The sequence below is a fragment of the Pseudomonas sp. HMSC08G10 genome, assembly GCF_001808425.1.
Lineage (GTDB): Bacteria > Pseudomonadota > Gammaproteobacteria > Pseudomonadales > Pseudomonadaceae > Aquipseudomonas > Aquipseudomonas guariconensis.
The window spans coordinates 54929-74690 of the sequence record NZ_KV793307.1 but is presented as its reverse complement, the minus strand read 5'-3'; the positions used below and the strand labels follow the sequence as shown (position 1 = coordinate 74690).

General features: G+C 62.5%; 19 protein-coding genes, 4 pseudogenes and 1 riboswitch. Of the genes and pseudogenes, 11 read left to right on the top strand and 12 right to left on the bottom strand.

Going from position 1 to position 19762, the window contains the following annotated elements; all coding sequences use genetic code 11:
* Window position 1 precedes the first annotated feature (1 nt).
* Together HMPREF3173_RS12780 and HMPREF3173_RS12775 are read left to right on the top strand one after the other, a co-directional pair.
* Entirely contained in the window at window positions 2-556 is a 555-nt protein-coding gene (locus tag HMPREF3173_RS12780) for a PqiC family protein (RefSeq protein ID WP_070573545.1), read from the top strand.
* Window positions 557-592: 36 nt separating this feature from the next.
* A complete protein-coding gene (locus HMPREF3173_RS12775; RefSeq protein WP_070573543.1) occupies window positions 593-2503 on the top strand; it encodes a diguanylate cyclase domain-containing protein in 1911 nt (636 codons plus the stop codon).
* Here HMPREF3173_RS12775 and HMPREF3173_RS12770 read toward each other — a convergent pair.
* From HMPREF3173_RS12770 to HMPREF3173_RS12750, 5 genes and pseudogenes are all read right to left on the bottom strand, one after another.
* Window positions 2490-3473, bottom strand: a pseudogene (locus HMPREF3173_RS12770) (TrkA C-terminal domain-containing protein); the annotation flags it as partial. The gene HMPREF3173_RS12775 and the pseudogene HMPREF3173_RS12770 overlap by 14 nt on opposite strands.
* Window positions 3474-4047: 574 nt before the next feature.
* Window positions 4048-4656 carry a PA3715 family protein gene (locus tag HMPREF3173_RS12765; RefSeq protein WP_070573541.1) on the bottom strand — a complete coding sequence of 203 codons (609 nt, stop codon included), beginning with the start codon at window positions 4654-4656 and terminating at the stop codon, window positions 4048-4050.
* A 96-nt stretch (window positions 4657-4752) separates the two neighbouring features.
* A complete protein-coding gene (locus HMPREF3173_RS12760) occupies window positions 4753-5406 on the bottom strand; it encodes an HAD family hydrolase (protein ID WP_043210527.1) in 654 nt (217 codons plus the stop codon).
* Between the two features lie 72 nt (window positions 5407-5478).
* Window positions 5479-6810: an MFS transporter gene (locus tag HMPREF3173_RS12755; RefSeq protein WP_070573539.1), complete on the bottom strand. Its 1332-nt coding sequence runs from the start codon at window positions 6808-6810 to the stop codon at window positions 5479-5481.
* A 209-nt stretch (window positions 6811-7019) separates the two neighbouring features.
* Window positions 7020-8066, bottom strand: coding sequence for an AraC-like transcriptional regulator QhpR (locus tag HMPREF3173_RS12750; protein WP_070573537.1), 1047 nt, complete (start codon window positions 8064-8066; stop codon window positions 7020-7022).
* A gap of 209 nt (window positions 8067-8275) precedes the next feature.
* A riboswitch (cobalamin riboswitch) is annotated at window positions 8276-8483 on the top strand.
* A gap of 107 nt (window positions 8484-8590) precedes the next feature.
* Here HMPREF3173_RS12750 and HMPREF3173_RS12745 point away from each other — a divergent pair.
* From HMPREF3173_RS12745 to HMPREF3173_RS12735, 3 genes are read left to right on the top strand one after another with little or no spacing between them, the layout of a single operon-like run.
* Window positions 8591-9367: an ABC transporter ATP-binding protein gene (locus tag HMPREF3173_RS12745; protein ID WP_070573535.1), complete on the top strand. Its 777-nt coding sequence runs from the start codon at window positions 8591-8593 to the stop codon at window positions 9365-9367.
* Window positions 9364-10332 (top strand): ABC transporter substrate-binding protein, encoded by a 969-nt coding sequence (locus tag HMPREF3173_RS12740; protein ID WP_070573532.1) that lies wholly within the window; start codon window positions 9364-9366, stop codon window positions 10330-10332. Before HMPREF3173_RS12745 ends, HMPREF3173_RS12740 begins: the two co-directional genes overlap by 4 nt.
* Entirely contained in the window at window positions 10332-11354 is a 1023-nt protein-coding gene (locus HMPREF3173_RS12735; protein ID WP_070573530.1) for a FecCD family ABC transporter permease, read from the top strand. Before HMPREF3173_RS12740 ends, HMPREF3173_RS12735 begins: the two co-directional genes overlap by 1 nt.
* 2 nt (window positions 11355-11356) lie before the next feature.
* On the opposite strand, the gene HMPREF3173_RS12730 is transcribed toward HMPREF3173_RS12735, so the two are convergent.
* A complete protein-coding gene (locus HMPREF3173_RS12730) occupies window positions 11357-11821 on the bottom strand; it encodes a sterol desaturase family protein (protein ID WP_070573858.1) in 465 nt (154 codons plus the stop codon).
* 132 nt (window positions 11822-11953) lie between these two features.
* On the opposite strand from HMPREF3173_RS12730, the gene HMPREF3173_RS12725 reads away from it, so the two are divergent.
* A complete protein-coding gene (locus HMPREF3173_RS12725) occupies window positions 11954-12460 on the top strand; it encodes a GNAT family N-acetyltransferase (RefSeq protein ID WP_070573528.1) in 507 nt (168 codons plus the stop codon).
* On the opposite strand, the gene HMPREF3173_RS12720 is transcribed toward HMPREF3173_RS12725, so the two are convergent.
* Genes HMPREF3173_RS12720 through HMPREF3173_RS12710 form a run of 3 tightly spaced genes read right to left on the bottom strand, consistent with a single transcriptional unit; the run spans window position 12446 to window position 15085 of the window.
* Entirely contained in the window at window positions 12446-14008 is a 1563-nt protein-coding gene (locus tag HMPREF3173_RS12720) for a sensor domain-containing diguanylate cyclase (RefSeq protein ID WP_070573526.1), read from the bottom strand. The two genes, HMPREF3173_RS12725 and HMPREF3173_RS12720, sit on opposite strands and share 15 nt — an antisense overlap.
* A gap of 43 nt (window positions 14009-14051) precedes the next feature.
* Complete coding sequence (xth, locus tag HMPREF3173_RS12715) at window positions 14052-14846, bottom strand: exodeoxyribonuclease III (RefSeq protein ID WP_070573524.1); 795 nt, start codon at window positions 14844-14846, stop codon at window positions 14052-14054.
* Window positions 14843-15085 (bottom strand): hypothetical protein, encoded by a 243-nt coding sequence (locus tag HMPREF3173_RS12710; protein ID WP_043210544.1) that lies wholly within the window; start codon window positions 15083-15085, stop codon window positions 14843-14845. The genes xth and HMPREF3173_RS12710 overlap by 4 nt, the downstream gene beginning before the upstream one ends.
* Window positions 15086-15251: 166 nt before the next feature.
* On the opposite strand from HMPREF3173_RS12710, the gene HMPREF3173_RS12705 reads away from it, so the two are divergent.
* Together HMPREF3173_RS12705 and HMPREF3173_RS12700 are read left to right on the top strand one after the other, a co-directional pair.
* Window positions 15252-15752, top strand: a complete 501-nt coding sequence (locus HMPREF3173_RS12705; protein ID WP_043210547.1) for a DUF4142 domain-containing protein — start codon at window positions 15252-15254, stop codon at window positions 15750-15752.
* Window positions 15753-15776: 24 nt separating this feature from the next.
* Complete coding sequence (locus HMPREF3173_RS12700; RefSeq protein WP_070573522.1) at window positions 15777-16028, top strand: hypothetical protein; 252 nt, start codon at window positions 15777-15779, stop codon at window positions 16026-16028.
* Between the two features lie 32 nt (window positions 16029-16060).
* On the opposite strand, the gene HMPREF3173_RS24590 is transcribed toward HMPREF3173_RS12700, so the two are convergent.
* Both HMPREF3173_RS24590 and HMPREF3173_RS12695 read right to left on the bottom strand, forming a co-directional pair.
* On the bottom strand, window positions 16061-16228 hold the full coding sequence (locus HMPREF3173_RS24590; protein ID WP_168166385.1) for a DUF6021 family protein: 168 nt from the start codon (window positions 16226-16228) through the stop codon (window positions 16061-16063).
* Between the two features lie 85 nt (window positions 16229-16313).
* A complete protein-coding gene (locus HMPREF3173_RS12695; RefSeq protein WP_070573520.1) occupies window positions 16314-17270 on the bottom strand; it encodes a DNA-binding protein in 957 nt (318 codons plus the stop codon).
* A gap of 254 nt (window positions 17271-17524) precedes the next feature.
* Here HMPREF3173_RS12695 and HMPREF3173_RS12690 point away from each other — a divergent pair.
* Window positions 17525-17998 (top strand): annotated as a pseudogene (locus HMPREF3173_RS12690) (copper oxidase); the annotation flags it as partial.
* Window positions 17999-18133: 135 nt separating this feature from the next.
* Window positions 18134-18295, top strand: a pseudogene (locus tag HMPREF3173_RS24995) (electron transporter SenC); the annotation flags it as partial.
* A gap of 9 nt (window positions 18296-18304) precedes the next feature.
* On the opposite strand, the gene HMPREF3173_RS12685 reads toward HMPREF3173_RS24995, so the two are convergent.
* Entirely contained in the window at window positions 18305-19210 is a 906-nt protein-coding gene (locus HMPREF3173_RS12685) for a helix-turn-helix domain-containing protein (RefSeq protein WP_070573516.1), read from the bottom strand.
* Window positions 19211-19361: 151 nt separating this feature from the next.
* On the opposite strand from HMPREF3173_RS12685, the pseudogene HMPREF3173_RS24990 reads away from it, so the two are divergent.
* Window positions 19362-19762 (top strand): annotated as a pseudogene (locus tag HMPREF3173_RS24990) (glutamine synthetase); the annotation flags it as partial.

Genomic DNA, 19762 nt, shown 5'->3' with positions numbered 1-19762 from the left:
CATGCGCAAGATGCCGAAGCTGTTGTGGGCCTTGATGGCCATCGCACTGCAGGGGTGCAGCAGCGCGCCGATCAACTACCACACCCTGGTGCCTGCCCAGCCGGCGGCACGCCCGGCTGGGGTGAACATCGAGATCGAGAAGGTGCTGATGCCACCGCAGGTCGATCGCGCCCAGATGGTGGTGCGCCAGGGCGACAGCGGGTTGGCGATCCTGGAGACCGAATGGTGGGGCGCCAACCTCGTCGACGAGTTCCGCAACGCTCTGGAGGACCAGTTGGGCGCGCCGACCGGCGCCTCACCTCGAACAGCGTTGCGCGTGGAGGTGCAGCGCTTCGATTCGGTGCCCGGGCGCTATGCCCTGCTGGACGCGACCTGGCGACTGAGGCCTGCGGGTACGAACACCGGGCTGACCTGTCACAGCACGCTGCAGGCACCGGCCGATGCCACGATCAGTGGCCTGGTCGCGGCCCACCAGGCCAACCTGAGGCAGCTGGCTGCGACGATCGCGCAAACGAGCCGGGCAAGTACGACACACTGCCCTGCGTTGGCTCGCTAGCGGCGGGCGCTTGCAGGTACTGGGCAGGAGCCACCGATGACGCTACGCAAAAGATTGTTCTGGCTGTTCGGGCCTCCGCTGGCCGTGGCGCTGCTGGTGGTCTACCTGCTGGCCCATGGCTTGATCCTGAACCGCCTGGACCGTGAGGACGACACCCTGCTGGTGGCCGAGGCGGAACAGGTGCGGGCGTTGTTGGACAACCTGTTCGAGCGCGACCGTGATCGGCTGCAGAACTTCGTCTCCTCGCTGGCGCCTGCCGCGACGGATATCCTGCCGGTGACGCCGCGGCTGTTGAGCCGCATGAACTTCGACTTCCTGGTCCACCTCGATGCTCAGGGCAAGGTGAGCGCGGCCCAGTGGCAGGCCCTGGAACCCTCTGCCATCGCGACCTTGGAAGGCGTGCCGCAGCCTGGCGTGCAAGCTCTGCACGATGACGTGCTGCGGTTGGTCCAGCACCTGGAACGGGCGGGCAACACCCGGCACTACGGGGGCCAGCTGGTGGCCGTGCAGGGCGCGGCGATGATCCTGGTGGCGGTGGGCATCGGCCAGTTGCAGCCTGGCGCGAGCGGTACCCTGTTCGCCGGGCATTTCCTGAGCAGCACGCGCACCCTGGACCTGGAGCGCAAGCTCAACGGCAAGCTGCGCTTGCGCCCGCCTCCGGCGAGCCCTGCGCAAAGCGCGTTGTTCGAAGGCCAGGAACAGATCACCATCAGCCCCCGCCAGGTCGTGGACGATAACCGCCAGCGCATCTTCCTGCAGTTCAGCAATAGCCTGGACGAGCCGCAACTGATGCTCGAGCTGCCTCGCGAGCGGCATCTGTATGTGGAGGGGCGCCAGCAGATCGACCTGTTCCTGGGGGTGATCACCCTGGTTGTGGTGCTGGCCTGGTTGCTGGTCTACCTGGGGCTGGATGTGGTCCTGCTGCGGCGGGTCTCGAGGATGCACCAAGAGTTCCTGGCCATCGGACCAGAGTCGGCCGGCCGGCGCCTGAGCGACCGAGGGGCGGACGAGCTGGGGGCGCTCAGCCGTGAAGCCAACCGCATGCTCGACCGCCTGGAGCAGAGCGAAGCGCGGGACCGGGCGATTCTGCAGGCCATGCAGGAAGGCTATTTCGAGCTGGACAGCGCGGGGCTGCTGTTGACCGTCAACCCGGCATTCTCCAGACGCCTGGGGCTGCCGGGCGAATCACTGGTCGGCCGCCCGGCCAGCGACTGGCTGGAGGGCTGCGATGAAACCCGGTTGCGCGAAGTGTTCGGTGCCCACCGGGCCCAGGGCGCGCCGGTGCTGGCGGGGCGCATGCACCGCGCCGATGGCAGCCTGGGGCACTACGAGACGCACCTGTCGCAGATCATCGACGCCCAGGACCAGCTGCGTGGCTACCGGGGCATTCTGCATGACATCAGCGACCACGTCGAATACCAGAACCAGCTGTTCGACATGGCGTACCGGGACGCCTTGACGGGGCTGGGCAACCGCAAGGCCTTCTACGAACACCTCAAGCGCTGCGTGGCTGCGAGCACAGGGCCGCTGGCACTGTTGTTCATCGACCTGGACCGCTTCAAGCAGGTGAACGACACCTTCGGCCATGACATTGGCGACAGCCTGCTGGCGCAGATGGCCAACCGCCTGCGCGAGGGCGTGCGCAAGCCTGATCGCGCCTACCGCCTGGGCGGGGACGAGTTCACTTTGATCCTGCCCGGTACCGACGCCGACGAAGCCCAGCGTCTGGCCATGCGCCTGTTGAGGGCACTGGGCGAGCCGGTGCAGGTGGGGCAGCAAACCATCGACTTCGTCACCCCCAGCATCGGTATCGCGCTGTACCCTCAGCATGCGGGCGACCTCGACGGCCTGGTCAAGGCTGCCGATCAGGCGATGTACGAGGCCAAGCAGCAACGCAACCAGGTGTGCCTGTTCAGCGCCGACGACGCGCCGGTCAATGGACGGTGAAGGCGATGATGATGGGCCCGCAGACCGCCAGGAGCACGTTGGAGATGGCATAGCACACCGTGAAGCCGATGACCGGCGTGTTGCTGCCGGATTATTCGATGATTTTGTTCATCGAGGCGGCTTCGGTCTGCGCCCCGGCCAGAGCGCCGAACAGGATCATTGGGTGCAGGCGCAGCAGGTAGCGACCCATGTACAAGGCCACAATCGGCGGTACCAGGGTAAAAGCCACGCCGGAAACGAGAATCGCCAGGCCTTGCTCCTGCAGGGCAGCCTGCGCTGCCGGGCCTGCCAGTAGCCCGACCACGGCACCGAAGGCCGTCAGGCCGAACTCGGAGAACGCCCACTGCGCCGCTGGTGGCAGGGCGCCGAAGTCCGGATGGCGAGAGTTGTACCAACCGATCAGCAGGCCGGCCACCAACACGCCGCCGCCGATACCCAGCTCGACCGGGATCATGCCCACAAGGGTGGAGAGCATGCCGGCCAGCGAACCCAGCACCATGCCAAGGGCATGGATGGCGATGTCGCTTTTGTGGTGGCGCTGGCGTATCCGGCCGATCTGTCGGGCCAGGGCCTCGACGCTGGAAGTACGGCCAACCAGAGTGATCACATCCCCACGGCGTAGCACGGTCTGTGGCAGCAGGGGGAGTACCAGGTCCTGACGGGTGATGGTCCTGATATAGCAGCCCATGCGCTCGGTCCCCACCAACGCTTGCTTGACCTGGTGAATGGTCTTGCCGGCCAGCTTGGGCGAGGTCAGGGCGATCTCGGCGGTGAGGGTAGGGAAGGACATCGACTCGGGATGATCGACCTCTGGGCCTATCCAGTCACTAAGCTGCGCCACGGCTTCGCGCAGGGCGAACACGGCGATGATGTCGTCCTGCCGCAGGCGTAGGCTTGGGTCGCGCTCGATGACCTGACCGCCGCGTACCCCGCGCTCCACGCTCAGGGAGGGGTGTAACGCCTCGACATCATTCGCAAAAAGGGCCTTAGGCCTCCATTCAGCGTCGCATGCGCCTGATGCATGGCCGTAGGTTAGGCCTTGAGGCGATATAGGCTCCAGGCCTTGGTACGCCTGACCTGCAGCTCACGACGGCAACGCTGGGCGTGGCCTGGCATGGAGTGCTCGAACGCTGAAAATCTCGGAAGTGTCCGCATTATGCGATTCGACACGCGCTTCGGAAAGTGTCCACATTACGTGAAAATATCGCTGGAGGCCCCGGTTTTACTGGGCTGCCGCGATGCAGCTTATAGTGCTGGAAAAGCCAGGAGTGTCCACATAGCAGAAGAATTCAGTAAGACGGTCAAAACACTCGTTTGACTGCCACCACCCTTTAAAATCAAGGGGTTGAAGAAATGACGTTGGAGTAAAAGTGTCCGCATTAGCGCTGAAGACCACATAGATCAAGGGTTTCAGGGATTGGTGGGGTAAAAGTGTCCGCATTTCGCAACGGTGACACCTCACAACAAAAGCCTTAAATGGCGCGCAGACGTGTTGAAGGTGCGGCACCATAGAATACTATTTAACATAATACACATTATGCGCACTATCGTATTGACTGACGGGCATCAATGGAGGCCAGATCTAAACCTCCACCAAAGCCCTGACGGTCAGTCCAGTTCATCGGGTTGAATGTGTTCGTCGTCGACTTGCCTTCGATATCGTCACAATCATCCTCTGCCAGGGTTCGCTTTTTCTCGCCGAAATGCCCGGCACAGAAACCATCCCAATCGCCTTGGCTATCGCTGACAAGCATTTCGGCCAGAATCTCGCGCAACTGCGAACCGTCGTTCACGTACAAACTCAGGGTTTCGCTGCTTAACGGATTGACCCGTAACGAGCCTGTGTACCTGATACGCACGCCAAATGCTCGCAGCCCTGGAGCCAACTGATATCGCGCGGTATCCAAAGTCACTCCTGAAAACTTCAGCGCGTCAGAGACAATCGCAGCCTCATGGCAACTGCGGGCAATGACTTTGCCGCTCACAGCATCGGCCACCAGCACATCGAGGACGTAATCGCCTTGCACGTAGTCATCGACGTTTACCCTCATGGGCAAGGCAGCCAAGACCTGGCTAGCGTCTGCAGGATTGGTCTTGCAGGCGGCAAACTCGCTTTTGAAAGCCGGCCATGTTAATTGAATGAGGCGCAGCATTCATGGGTTCGGGACACCCCCGAATATAACTACAGGATATAACTACACTAAATAGTCATTTTGTTGAGTTATATAAATCACCCATCATACTTTGCACTACCGCCACCGCAAAACCGGCCATCCCGTCGCGTCAGCGTGCGCTCGCAGCACTGGATCCGGATTGACTGTATGCGGTTTGGCGACCAGCGAAAGCAACGGCAGGTCATTGCGAGAATCCGAATAAAAATAAGCCCCTTCTAGCCCTTCGCCATGCTCCTGCAGCCAGCTGTGCAGCCGCGCCACTTTGCCTTCTCGATAGGTCAAGATCCCGCAGGTATTGCCGGTATAACTGCCCTGCTGCTGTTCAAGATCAATCGCCAGCACTTCTTCGACCCCCAATTGCTTGGCAATACGACTCACCAAGAAGTGTGCCGATGCTGAAATGATCAACACCCGGTCACCCTCCTCTCGATGTCTCGCCAGGCACGCCATGGCGTCGTCGTGGATACGCGGGGTGATGATGTCCTCCACGAAGGGGTCCACCGCTTCGGCCACCTCCTCTATCGTTCGGCCAACCAGCGGGGACAGGCTGAACGTCATATACGCTTCCATCGCCAACTTGCCCTGCGCATAGAGCGCCATGAGTTCGCGATCGCGTTCGATGAAGCTTGGCCCGTCAACCCAGCCGAGCGCTGCCATATGGCTGCTCCACAAACTGGCGCAGTCGCCATCGATAAGGGTGTCGTCCAGGTCAAAAAGTGCAAGGGCCATTGGCCACCTCCAAGATACAGGTTCGTGCTGCGAAGGCCCTTCCAGCCTTCGCCCGGTGAAATGTCAGCGGCATCAGCGAGACGCGACGGTGGCAGGCGCTGCCAGGGGTTGGGCGTCGGCCGCCTGGTTTGCCGGGCGACTGTTCCAGAACGGCACCAGCAGCAAGCTTGCAAGCAGCGCCGCACCCGTGAAGACGAAGAACACGGTAATGGTGTCGAAATAGCCAGGCAGCAGCCCGCCGAGGATGGCGCCAACCGAGCCACAGCCGTTGACGAAGCCTGTGGCGGTACCCGCGGACTCGCTAGTGCCAAAATCGATGGCGGCGGCGCCGCTGATCATCGAGTCAGGACCGTACAGGGTCACACCCATCATGAACAGCAAGCCGACGACCAGATAGAGGTTGCCGCTTTGCATCGTCGGCACGAACAGTATCAGCCACAAGGTCAGCGCCATCAGGCTGAGGACGCAAGCCGGCATGCGCCGAGCGCCGAACAACTTGTCAGAGACGATGCCGATCAGGATTGGCCCGACCAATCCGGCGACTTCGAATGCGGACGGTACGATGGCCGAAGCCACTTTGCCGATGCTTGGCATGCGCTCATAGACGATCACCGGCCCCCACATCAGGATTGCATAACGAGCAGGCTTGAGCAGGAAGTACGCCATCCCCAGTATCAGGACCGTACGATTGGCGAGCACTTTGCGCAGCGCAGTCCGGTAGTTCTCCCGGGGGACGTCGTCTCGACCGGTCGGCTGGACCTGCGCCTCGACCGCAGGCAACCCCACATCCTGCGGGCGATTGCGCTGCAGCAGGAAGAACAGCACGGCAACAACGATAACGACACCGGCCGAAGATACGAACGCCATGCGCCAGTCATGGGAGATCTGATAGGCCCACCACCCGGCGAACGGCGTGGCGACCAGGCCGCCAAAGGCATAACAGGTGCTCCAGTAGCCCAGCACACGTCCTCGCTCGCGTGTGGCGAAGAAGCTGCCGATGTTCTTGCACAACCCTGACCAGCCGGTGGATTGCGCCAGCCCCTGGATCACCATGCAGCTGGCGAAGATCGGCAACGTCGCGAAGGTGCCCATGGCCAGCGCGGCCAGGGCCGACACCACGAGCCCCCCGAGCACGACGACGCGGGTACCGTAGCGGTCGGCGAACACACCCCATGCGAACTGGCCGACGGCGTAGGCAGCCAGGTACAGCGCGTCGAGGTTGGCCATAGCCGCTTTGTCGAGCGTGAAAGTGGGGTCTTCGGCGATGCCCAGTTTGGCAACTGAAAATGCCTTGCGGGTGAAATAGAACGCGGCATAGGCCAGCCACGTGATGATGAATATCTGGACGCGCCAGCGTTGAAGGGATTTCCAGTAATAGCGGGCGTTCTCAGGACTTTTGTACATGTTGTTGTCCTCTGGTGATTACCGCAACGTAGGCCTGGCACCCTGCACTGCTCGATCAAGGCGCCGGCCGGGAGGTATCCGGAGCTTGCGACCTTGATGTTAACAACTGGTCTAGACCAGGAATTGACCCTGCGAGTGAGTTTCTACGTACAAAGTCAATTCGGGGCTTAGCGTGACTGGATTCAAGGCATGAGCCTGCGAACAAATCGTCAAGGCTTTTGGCTACGCCATTGTCGCGGGCTAACGCCAAACCAACGTCGAAACGCCCGGGAGAACGCACTGGTTTCGGAGTACCCGAGCAACGCTGCCAGGTCAGACACTGGCCGCTTGGGCTGTCGCAGGTAATGCACCGCCACTTCGCGGCGCACCTTCTCCACCAGTTGGCTGAAGCTCATGCCTGCTTCGCGCAGATGGCGCTGCAACCCGGCCGCGCTGAGCTGCAGCGACTGCGCGATCGTTTCCAGGCACGGCTCTCCGCCGCTCAGGGCAAGGCGTACCTGAGCGTCCACCTCGTCCAGCAGGTTGCGCCGTTGATCGCGTGCGCCCAAGCGCCGGAGCACGTCCTGGACCAGAAACAGCAGATTGGCATCGCGCTCCGGCATGATCTGGTCCTTCAGGTCGGTCTTGGGTACCAGCATCGAATTACAATTGCGATCGAAATAGACAGGCGCGCCGAACGCCCGCTGATGGGCTTGCCCGTCTAGTGGGCGCGCGTGCTCGAAGCTGACTGCAAATGGCGCCCAGTCCTTGCCCAATACGTGGCGCATGAGGTTCAGCACCATGCCCATGGTCAATTCGGCATCCTGCCGGCGCTCCAGGATGGCGCTGTGCCGTACCTGATAATCGAAGCGATAGCACTCGCCGCAGTCGACCAGCCGTATCAAGGTATCGTGCTGGTGATAAGGAAACGCTGTCGCGAAATTGCGCAAGGCCTCCTCCAACGTACTGGAAAACAACCCGACATAGCCCAGCAGCCCCAAGGCTTGAGGCTGAAACTGCAGACCGTAATGCAAACCGAAATTGTCGCAGTGCGATTGGCGGGCTGCCTCCTCGAGCACCTGGCAGTAATTGGTGAGCGGCAGGCTGAGTGTGGGTTGGCGCAGGCTTTCAGGATTGACGCCGGCACGTCCCAGTACCAGGTCGATGTCACCCCCAACTTCCGTCACGAACCCCTCCAGCCCACTGGCAGCAGCCGACAGGACGCCGAGGTTGCCCGCGACTGGCGAAACGGTGCAGCAGTGCAGTGGAGAACTCATGGTCTATTCCAGTTCGAATTCGTAGATTCGGTAATGCAAATGCTGTGCCCTTGTATCGCCCTCTCAAACAGCCCCTTGCAGTCAAATCAGCTTTCAGAGACCGCCCTGGACTTGGGGCAATGGGTAACATCGCGTAACAATCAGTCACGCAAGATAGCCGGCAAAGCCAGAACGCCCTGTTCGGTTGACTGACCCGTCCATTAATGCTCAGATGCGCCCCAGTTTCAGGTGTCCCCTGCCGCCGTGCCGGGGATTAAACGGGAAGCCGGTGCCTCGCCTTGCGCGATCAGTCCGGCGCTGCCCCCGCAACGGTAAGCGAGCGATGCATTCGATACACCACTGTGCCGCCGGCATGGGAAGGTGAATGCCTCAAGCCCCTCGCAAGCCCGGAGACCGGCCTGTCACCTCTGTTGGCAACACCCGCGGTGGGCGGGCGCGGACCGTCTTGGGCAGGCCACTGTCCGCGATTTCCTTGCGCGCCGTCTCCAGTCGGGCTTCATTCACCCCCGGTACGGTTGGTCTGCATGTCATCCCCTACCCTACGTCTGGAAAGCGTGCACTGGGCTCCCTCGCCCGGCGGTCAACGCCTGCTCGACGACATCGACCTGCAAGTCCACCCCGGTGAATTCGTCGGCCTGATTGGCCCCAATGGCAGCGGCAAGACCAGCCTGTTGCGCTGCGCCTATCGCTTTACCCGACCCGATGGCGGGCGCGTGCTGCTGGAAAACGAAGACATCTGGCAACAGTCCCCACGCTGGGTCGCCCAGCGTGTGGCAGTGATGCTGCAGGAGTTTCCCGAAGATTTCGGCCTGAGTGTGCGCGACGTGGTCGCCATGGGCCGAACCCCGCACCAAGGTTGGTTCGACAGCCATGATGACCAGGCATTGATCGATGCCTGCCTGCAGCGACTAGGCCTGCATGCCCGAGCCGACCAGGGCTTTGCGCCGCTATCCGGCGGTGAGAAGCAACGTGTATTGCTGGCTCGGGCACTGGTGCAGCAGCCGCGCTTGTTGATCCTGGACGAGCCAACCAATCATCTCGACCCACGTTACCAACTGGCCTTGCTCGAACACCTGCGTGGGACTGGTCTAGGCCTGTTGGCGAGTTTCCACGACCTGAACCTGGCCGCAGCCTTCTGCGATCGCCTGTATGTCCTCGATGCAGGTCGCATCGTCGCGCAAGGGACACCGGAGCAAGTGCTGACCGAGCACCGCCTGGCGCAAGTCTTTGGTGTTCGCGCCCTGGTCGATCGCCACCCGTTGGCGCCCCACCCACGTATTACCTGGATCACCCCCGCATGAAGCGACGCCTGACTCATCTGGCCCTGCTCGCCGCCCTGCCCTTCGCAGCCTGGGCTGACAGTTACCCCGTCACCGTGCGCAGTTGCGAGCGCGACATCACCTTCACCCAAGCGCCCCAGCGGGCTGTGAGTCATGACATCAACCTCACCGGGATGCTGCTGGCACTGGGGCTGCGCGAGCGGATGGTCGGCTACAGCGGTGTCAGCGGTTGGAAGACCCTCGACCCGTCCCTGCGTGAGGCCTTGACCGGCCTTCCTGAACTTGCACCGCGCTATCCGTCGCCGGAGAACCTCCTTGATGCCCAGGCCGACTTTCTGTTCGCTGGCTGGGGTTACGGCATGAACGTGGGCGGCCCGCTGACGCCTCAGACCCTCGCACCGCTGGGCATCCCCGTGTATGAATTGAGCGAATCCTGCTCATGGATCATGCCCCAGCGCCAGGCAAGCCTGGAGGACCTGTACCAGGACCTGGTCAACCTGGGGCGCATCTTCGGCGTACAACCGCGTGCAGATGTGCTTGTCGAGCATCTGCAGCAGCGCGTTGCGCAGGTCCACGCGCAACTGGCCCCAGTGCAACATAAACCCCGCGTCTTTCTCTACGACAGCGGCGAAGACCGCCCCACCACTTCTGGCCGACTCGGCATGCCCCAGGCACTGTTTGAGGCCGCCGGTGCCGACAACGTGATGGCCGACGTGAATGCCAGCTGGACCCAGGTCAATTGGGAGAGCGTTGTGGCGCGGGATCCGGAAGTGATAGTCATCGTTGATTACGGGCCGACGAGTTGGGCGCAAAAACGCGATTTCCTGCTCAATCACCCCGCCTTGAGCGAGGTACAGGCCATTCGAGAGCGCCGCTTCGTGGTGCTGTCGTACCTGCAGGTCACCCCATCGGTGGACAACGCAAGTGCCATCGAGCAATTGGCTGCGGCCCTGCATCCGCAACTGTTCGCCAAGGCAACGCACTGATGCCGGTTCGTAGCCCAGGGGGCTATCGCCTGCTGATGTCGCTACTGCTGATCGGTGTGCTGTTCTCTTGCCTGCTGTCCCTGGGCTTTGGCGCGGCCCATGTGCCGCTGGCGAAGGTCACGGGCATCACGCTGTATCAGTTGGGTATGACCGATATGGGCGACTGGAGCCGGGGGCAGGCGCAAATCGTCTGGCAGATCCGCGCCCCACGGGTACTGCTTGGGGCCTTGGTGGGGGCTGGCCTGGCCCTGGTTGGTGGTGCCTTGCAGGCCGTCACCCGCAATCCGTTGGCCGACCCGCACCTGCTGGGTGTCAGCTCTGGTGCGGTACTCGGAGCGGTGCTGGTGGTGCTGTTCGTCGGCACCTTTGCCGGCCCTTTCAGCCTACCCCTGGCAGCCTTCGTCGGCGCCTTGGGCAGCATGTTGCTGGTCCTGGCAGTGGCTAGCCGGCGCGGTCGACTGGACAGCGACAGGCTACTGCTGGCCGGGGTGGCTGTGTCGTTCGTGGTCATGGCGCTGGCCAACCTGCTGCTGTACACCGGCGACACTCATGCAGCCAGCTCGGTGATGTTCTGGATGCTCGGTGGCCTGGGCTTGGCACAGTGGCCGCTGCTTTGGCTGCCGGCGATCTGCGTGTTGGCTGGGTTTGTGCTGCTGATGAGCCTGGCCCGGGCATTGAACGGGTTGATGAGCGGTGAACAGACTGCCGTCAGCCTTGGCTTCGAGCCGCGCCGTGTGCGAGCTCAAGTGTTCGTTGGCTGTGCCCTGCTGACGGGGGTGCTGGTATCGCTTTCCGGCGCCATCGGTTTCGTCGGCCTGATGCTGCCCCACGTCGCCCGTCGCCTGGTCGGTGCCGAGCACCGTCGACTGCTGCCTGCCTGCGCCCTGCTCGGCGCGTTGTTCGTGGTGTGGGTGGATATCGGTGCGCGCACACTCATCGCGCCTCAGGACCTGCCCATCGGTATTGCCACGGCCGCCATCGGCGGGCTGTTCTTCATCGTCCTGCTGCGCCGCAAGGCCTGAACCTAGCGATGTTTGCGGGCCTGCACCTGGCGCTTGAGTACACGCAAGGGTGGCGCGTAGAAGAATCCGAACGACACGCTTCCCTTGCGTCCAGGCATCGCATGGTGCAGTCGATGCGCACGATACAGGCGCTTGAGGTAGCGGTTCACAGGTTTGGGCGCGCAAGGCCAGTGACGATGAAAGAGCCCATCGTGGGCCAGCACATACAACACGCCATACCCCGCCACACCGGCGCCAACCCACTGCAGCGGCGCATAGCCCGCCTTGCCTAGCGCCACCAGACCCGCTGCGACCAGCGCCAAGGCCACCAGGTAGACATCGTTGGTCTCCAGCATGCCCAGGTGCGGCTCATGGTGCGATCGGTGCAGCCACCAGCCCCAGCCATGCATGATGTACTTGTGAGCCAGCGTGCCGACGCCCTCCATGGCCACTAGCGTGCCGAACAGGATGGCGAGATTGAACAACATGTAACAGTCCGAGATGAGCAACGAGGTGGGCAAGGTTACCATTGCCGGCCCTCCCTTCGGAGGTTTTTCCATGAAGCTTGCGTCGGCCTGACAGACACCTTCAGCCGACTCTTTTTCGCCAAGGACAGCCCTATGCGTATCCGTCTCACACACTGCCACGATCTAGCCCAGCTCGCAGCGGTCGAACGCTCCGCTGCTCAAGCCTTCAAGCGCTTGCCTGAACTGGCCTGGCTGGCACAAGCCGATGTGCTGGACGACGCCACGCATCAGTGCTGCATCGCGCAGCAGGCCAGTTGGGTCGCGGTGGACGAGCAAGATGTGCCGATCGGGTTCATCTGTGCGCAAACCACCGCCAGCGAGTTGCACATTCTGGAGCTCTCGGTACAAGAGCACGCCCAAGGCAAAGGGCTGGGCCGCCGCTTGTTGCAGACGGCTGTCGAGGCTGCTCGCAACCGTGGACTGCAAGGTGTCACGCTGACTACCTTCACTGATGTACCGTGGAATGCGCCGTTCTACGCCCGCCAGGGGTTCACCATCCTGGCGCCTGCGCAGTTGGATGAACGCTTGCGGGGCATATTGCGCAGTGAACAGGCCCATGGCCTGTCCGGGCGTTGCGCCATGCGGTTAGCAATTGGCTAGCGCACTGCTCGCCAGGCTGTAGCGGTCACGCCCTTGGCGCTTGGCCTCATACAGGGCGGCGTCGGCGGCAGCTGTCAGACTCTCTGGTGTGATCGCCTCTGCCCCCGGAGAGCCCACTGCGATTCCGGCGCTGGCCGATACCTGCCCCAAGGGGCTGCCAGCATGCTCGATCATCTGCCGACGCAGCAGCATGAGTATCTCCTGCACGATCGCCACCGCACCTTGGGCGTCAGTGTTGGGCAGCAACAGCGTGAACTCTTCGCCGCCGTAGCGCACCGCCAGGTCGCCAGGGCGCTTCAATGCGTGGCCCAGCAACTCGCCAACGCGCCGCAGGCATTGGTCACCCGCCAGATGGCCGTAGCGGTCGTTATAGGCCTTGAAGTAGTCCAGGTCGATCATCACCAGGGCCAAGGGATAGGCTTGACGCCGGGCTCGACGGATCTCCGCCTCGAACACCCCATCCAACCGACGGCGGTTGCCAAGGCCGGTCAGGCTATCGGTCAGGGCCAAGGATTTCAGCGTCTGATGCGCCTGGTGCAGTGCGCGCTCGATGGCAATGCGCTCGCGCAGCTGGCGCAGCACCACCCAGCCGAAGGCCGCGAGTCCCGACAGCAACAGCAATAACACTGCGACCGACTTGAGCATGTCGTGGCGCCAAGGCGCGATGATCGACTCACGCGACAGTCCAGCCTCGACCGCCAATGGATAATTGGCCAACGCCCGGTAGGCATACAGACGCGGCGTGCCGTCGACCACCGCGACGGCTTCCACCACCCCTTGGTCGGCGTAAGGCAGGTGGTTGCGAAAGATCTCGCTGTCGGCCAGGCTGCGCCCCACCACCTGCTCGACGAACGGCCGGCGCACGAGAATGGTGCCATCGCGCATGGCCAGCACGAGCGCACCGCGTTCGTCTATCTTGAAGTCGCCGTAATAGCGCACGAACCAATCCACCTTGATCGAACCCAGCAGCACGCCGGCGAAGCTGCCGTCGGGGTTGTTCAGCCGCCGTGAGATGGGAATGATCAGGTCACCTGTGGAACGACTGCGCACCACCGAGCCAACGCGCACGCCTCGGTCGGCGTGGGTGCGGTGATAGATGAAGTAATCGCGGTCAGCATTGTTGGCCCGCGGGGCGATGGTCGGTTGATCGGTGACGATCCAGCGCCCATCGGCGCCGTAGACGAACAACCCATGCAGTTGCGGCATGATCGCTTTTTGTTGCCTGAGCAGCGCATGCAGCCGAGGCCGGTCCAGGTGGTCGAAGCCATCACCCTCGATGCGCTCGGCCAGTGCAGCCGTAATCGCATCGACTTGGCGAATGGCATCTTCGGCATGCTGAGCTGTCGCCCGGGCCAGGTTGGTTACCGCATCTTCGGCGTTGAGGAAGGCATGCCGATAGTCGCGCCAGATCCGCCAGCCTTCGATCAGCACGAAGGCCAGCATCACGACCGCCATGAAGCTCAGTACCAGGCGGAACAAGGCAACGGCGCGGCCCTCGCCAGTCACGGCGAACGGCCCCTCCTCATCCTGCCTCCTGCTTGCTGCCATTACAGTCCCTTGTGTCCAGCACCCTACCGCCCTTGACTATAGATCAGTGACGCGGGGGTGCGGACAGCTCGATCCAAGCCGGCGCATGGTCGCTGGCCCTCGGTTCGTTGCGCACCCAGGCGTGCACGCCGGCGTCCAGGAGCCGCGCAGAAAGCGCTGGGCTGAGCAACAGGTGATCGATGCGCAGGCCCGCATTGCGGGGCCAGTGATTGCGAAAGTAATCCCAGAACGTGAAAACCTGCGCATCAGGATGCAACTGGCGGATCGCATCGCTCCAGCCTTGTTCGAGCAGGCGTTGGTAGCACGCCCGGGATTCAGGCTGGAGCAACGCGTCCTTGAGCCAGGAGCGGGTGTTGTAGATGTCCTGGTCGGTGGGCACCACATTGAAGTCCCCCGCCAGCACCGTTGGGTGGCCGCTGTCGAGCAGCGTTCTGGCGTGGGCGATCAGGCACTCGAACCAGCGCAGTTTGTAGTCGAACTTGGGGCCCGGCTGAGGGTTGCCATTGGGCAGGTAAAGGCAGGCGATCAGGACGCCATGCACTGCGGCTTCCAGGTAACGGCTCTGGCTGTCGTCGTCCATGCCCGGCAAACCTCGGCGCACTTCGAGCGGTTCGCTGCCTCGGGCCAGGATGGCCACGCCATTCCACGACGCTTGCCCGTGGTACAGGCAGCCATAGCCCGCCGCCTCCAGCGCCTCGCGCGGAAAGTCCTTGTCCGCAGCCTTGAGTTCCTGAAGGCAGGCCACATCCGGCTGCTCGCGCTCGAGCCAGGCCAGCAAGCCTGGCAGGCGGCTGCGGATACCATTGATATTGAACGTGGCAATTTTCAATGTCTTCATGCGTCAGGGTCGTCCACATGGGCCTGCACGGCTTCCTCGAGGGCGCGCACATGGGCCTGGTCGGCCAGGGCTTTGAGCGCCAGCCAGTCGTCCCAGTCAATCGCGCCGTCGTCACGCAGCGCCTCGGCGGTACGGACCAGCTCATGGTGGTAGGCGTCCGGCGATTCGCGCCGATAGCTCGCGTCATCATACTGGGCGTACCAGGCCTCAAGCTCCGGAATGCTACGTTCGATGCTCATGGACCGCTCCTCGATGCAACCTTTGAATCTCTGAGCCTCGTCTTGCACCAATGTTCAAACCAATGACCGTTGGGGCGCCACGACACAGAAAAATCAAACCTTTGCCCATAGGCTGCGCTCAACCATAAGCGACACTGAGGTCGCGCCAATGGATAAGGAGTGACACATGAGCAATCTGTTCCTCAAGCGCGTCGGGTTGACCGTCGCACTCGGCATGGCGTCGATGCACGTGCTGGCCGCCAGCTCCAATGACTTTGTCGACGATGCGACCGAAGCCGGCATTGCCGAAGTCGTGGCCGGCAACCTGGCCCAGGAAAAAAGCAAAAGCCCCGAAATCAAGGCCTTCGCCCAGCAGATGGTCACCGACCACACTAAAGCCAACCAGAAGCTCGGCGACATCGCCCGCTCCCTGGACCTGAGCACACCGGATGAAGCCGCGCTGACCGACAAGGTCAAGAAAGTGATCCTGGAATGGCGCGACGAATCCTTCGACAAGTCCTACATCAACAACCAGGTCGACGCCCACGAGAAAGCCGTTAAGCTGTTCAAGGAAGAAGCCAGCACCTCCGACAAGGCCGAGCTCAAGGCTTTTGCCAGCGAAACCCTGCCTAAGCTCGAGCATCACCTGGAACAGGCCAAGCAACTCCAGGCCAAATACGGCAAATGACCTGCAACGAACGTGAGGCGCATCATGAGTAACGATGCATTGCGATCAGAAATCCTCACCCGCCTGCTCCATGCCCACCCGCAAGGGCTGGGCAAGGAGCTGCTGGATAACTATCGCGGCGAAAAGGCCGTGGCGGGGATGCTCAAGACCCTGCAGGAACAGGGCCTCATCCAGGACGGCAGTGTCGATGTGGACGCCGAGCACCAATTGAACGTCGTCTACCCGATCAAGCTATCTTCCGCGGGGGTCGAGGAAGCCAAGAAAGTAGACCACTAATGAGCTAGGGGCCGCCTTGCGGCCCTTTGCGCTCACGCTTTCTTTTCGTCATCCCGGGGCGGCTTGGCCGGCCCTTGCGGGTCTACTTGTGGATCTTCGAGATCAGGTGAGTCCGGGTCGAACCCCAGATCGTTCTTGTGGGTGGCGTTTTCGGAGGAATGCGGCCCCTGGTCGGGCTTGTGGGAATCAGACGGGTTCATGGCGAGTCTCCAGGCGAGTGTCTAGGGAAGAACCCGCCCTGGCGGATAAGTTTGATTCAACTGCCTGTTCCCATGCCCAGCGGCGTCACTGCTTGGCTTCCCTCTGCGCCAGCCGGGCCTCGCAGGCCGATAGTGCCTCGGTCCGCGCATCGAGTATGCCCTGCAGACGCTCAAGTTGGCGTGCCTGTTCGCCGCATAGCTCGCGCTTTTGCTCCAGTTGCACTGTCTGGCTCTGCAACTGACGGCGTATCTCGTCGCTTGCGCCTTGGGCCTGGGCAAGGATCGAGCGCAGCCCTTGCACTTGAGCATCGCGTTGTTCCAATTGCGCCTCCAGCGCCGTGCGCTGCTCCACAGCCTGACGATGCTCCCCGATCAACCGCTCGTTGTCCCGGTGAAGATGTGTGGCCTCTTCCTGGCGTACCTGCAGGTCCTGCTGCAGCTGATGCAGCTCCTTCTGCAATTGCTGTACCTGCGCCTCATGGCGGCGCTGATCCTGTTCGCGCTGTTCGCGGGAGTGGCGGTGCTTCTCTTCCAGTGAACGCACCTGCTCGTGCTTGTCGGCCAGGCGCACCTGCACCTCTTCCAGTGCCTGGTTAAGGCTGGCGCTGCGCAATTGTTCTGCTTGCAAGGTGCTTTTGGTCGTCAGCAGTTTTTCGGATTCGGCCTGCAGTGCACTCGCTTGAATCTGCAACTGTTGCTGCGCTGCCGCCAGTGCCTGCTGCGTCATCTGTACTTGGTCTTGCAGCTGCTCGCGCTGCGCCTCGAAAGCCGCTTCAGCCTCGCGCAGACGTGCCTGGGCCTCGTCGTTGAGCTGCTCGGCCAGTTGCTCCACCAGGCCGCTCAGTTGGGCGCTCAGGCTCGCAGTGTCCAACGGGGCTGGAGGCTGCCCGTCCAACTCCTTGAGATACCGATGGATCGTGGTCTTGGAACCGGTGTTCCCCAGCTCGATACGTACTGCGTCGATACTCGGGTGCTCTCCCCGGGCAAGCAGCGCTTGCCGCGCCTGCTGCACTGACGCCTTGTTGATGCCGACCCGGGCCATATTCGCTCCTACGATTCGTACCGTGGTACATACCACGTAATACGTAGGAATTCTGCCCTTATCCACAGCGACAATCAACTGCTCAGCGCAGGTCGAACTCGTGGTATTCCGCGCCACGTTGCTGAGGCAGACACCGGGCGCTAGTCAATTGGCGACCTTCAGCTCAGCGGGAGACGCCAAGCCCCTTCCACCGCCACAACGGCATCATCGGCGGCGACATGACAGAGCATCGAAAGCGACAGCCGCGAATCGCACCGGGATTGGGGAACCCTCCCCCGGTATTGGGCCTATTTCCCCTTCTATTGCTGCTGTTCGAGGAGTTCGGCACCGAGAAGCTCGACCCCACCGCGCCACCGCCGACGCTGACCTTCCCTCTGCCCAGCACAGGGCCTGCACCGTCGCAGGATCCGAACAACGTGGCTCGCAGCGGGCCTGAAGGCAGCGCGTTGGAGGCCTTTCTCAAGCAGCCTGGCCTGTACCCATTCCCGGCGCAGTATTCCAACGTGCTCGACCGCAACCCCTGGAAAGCACAGATCGAAGCCTTCCTCAACCGCCACTCGGTGGGCTCGCCCGCCGAAGGCCGTCCACCCGGAAAAGGTTGGTCGCATCAGCGCTGGAACGAGTTCTACCCCCAGGCCACGTTCAAGACTGCGCAAGCCGGGGCGCGCATCAACCAAGGCCTGCGCGATCGCCGCCAGTTGCACAACTATGCCCAAGGGACCATGGGCTGGTTTCGGCGTCTCACGCGTGCATCACCTGATGCTGCTGTTGGTGGTCTGCATGCGCTACTGGCCGCCCCAGGCCACCCAGGACGTGGTTGAAACCACGCCCTGGGGCCGGGACTACTTCCCCTACATCCGCCTGCTCGACCAGACCCGCTGGCCCTGCTGCTGTACGCACAATACAAAAGCCTGGCGATGCCCAACCTGCGCCTGGGCGACACAGAAGTCAGGGCATTGCTGACCTTCATCGAAGAGCAAACCCGCCGCTTGCAGACGCCTGCCACGACAAGGAACGGTGACTGACGCCCGAAACTACCCGCGCCCGCGCTTGAGGGTTTCGCTCGGCAGCTCCTGAAACAGCTGCCGATAACTCTCGGAAAACCGCCCTAGGTGCCAGAATGACCAGCGCATCGCCACCTCGGCCACGGTGACACCCCCGACCCCATGACGCAGTAGGTCCCGCCGCGCGCCATTGAGCCTGCGCAGGCGCAGCCACTGCCCCGGCGGCATGTCGGTGAAGGCCTTGAAGGCCTGCTGCAACTGGCGCAGGGATACCCCGGCCACTTGGGCCAATTCCATCAGATTGAGGGTTTCTTCCGGGCAGTCGGCGGCCCATTCGCTGACCCGGCGCATGATCGCTCGCTCCTCGTCGCGTCGGCCCAGGGCGTCGCCTTGCAGGCGCTGGCAGGCATTGTCGAGGATGAACAGACAGTCTTCGAGCAGTTGCTCGGCCAAAGCCTGGCCCTCGAGCGGGCTGTCGGCATCGGCCAGTCGCGTGAGGGTGGCGCTCAGCCAACTGCCGAACAGCGCGTTCTGGCCGCTGCCCAGCGGCACCATGAACAGCCCGTCGAGGCGTTTCACATCCAGGCCGTGACGGGCCATGAACGCCTGGTCGAACACCACGGCCACCTCTTGGTAGTTCTCCGGCGTGATCCAGATGTTGCGGCTGTCCTCGTTGAGCAGGTACAGGCTGTTCTCGCTGCGGTCGAAGCAGAACGCCAGCGACCCGCTCGGGGCGCGGAAGAACTGCTCCACCCGAGTATTGAGCCGTTCCTCGTAAACCTCCACGCCATCGAGCCCCAGGCAGCGCAACTGGCCGTTGAAATGCCCTGGGGACATTTGCCGGTATTGCTGCTGCCAGCCAGGGGTCGCGCGCACCTGTTCGGTCACATCGTTGGTGTGGAAAGCCTGGACCTGCAAGGCATTGGGCGTTGTCACGCGCGTGTCCCTTATGCACTCTTTTGGTGCATTTGTTGCCGAAGAAAATGGATAGATCACCCCTGGGGGCTGCGACCAAGATAGTCCTCAGCGCGTCGCCTGGGAAGATTCCAACGCGGACTCGCCCATAAAACCCAACCAAGAGGTCTGTATGAACGCCCCCTTCGATCAGCTGTCCACCTGGCTGAAAGAACACCGGATCACCGAAGTCGAATGTGTGATCAGCGACCTGACCGGCATTGCCCGCGGCAAGATCGCGCCGACTGCCAAGTTCCTCCACGAGCGCGGCATGCGCCTGCCGGAGAGCGTGCTGCTGCAGACGGTCACTGGCGACTACGTCGATGACGACATCTACTACGACCTGCTCGATGCAGCCGACATCGACATGGTTTGCCGCCCCGACCCTTCGGCGGTGTACCAGATCCCCTGGGCCATCGAGCCGACCGCTATCGTCATTCACGACACCTTCGACAAGCACGGCAACCCGATCGAGCTGTCGCCGCGCAACGTGCTCAAAAAGGTCCTGAAGCTGTACGCCGACAAAGGCTGGCA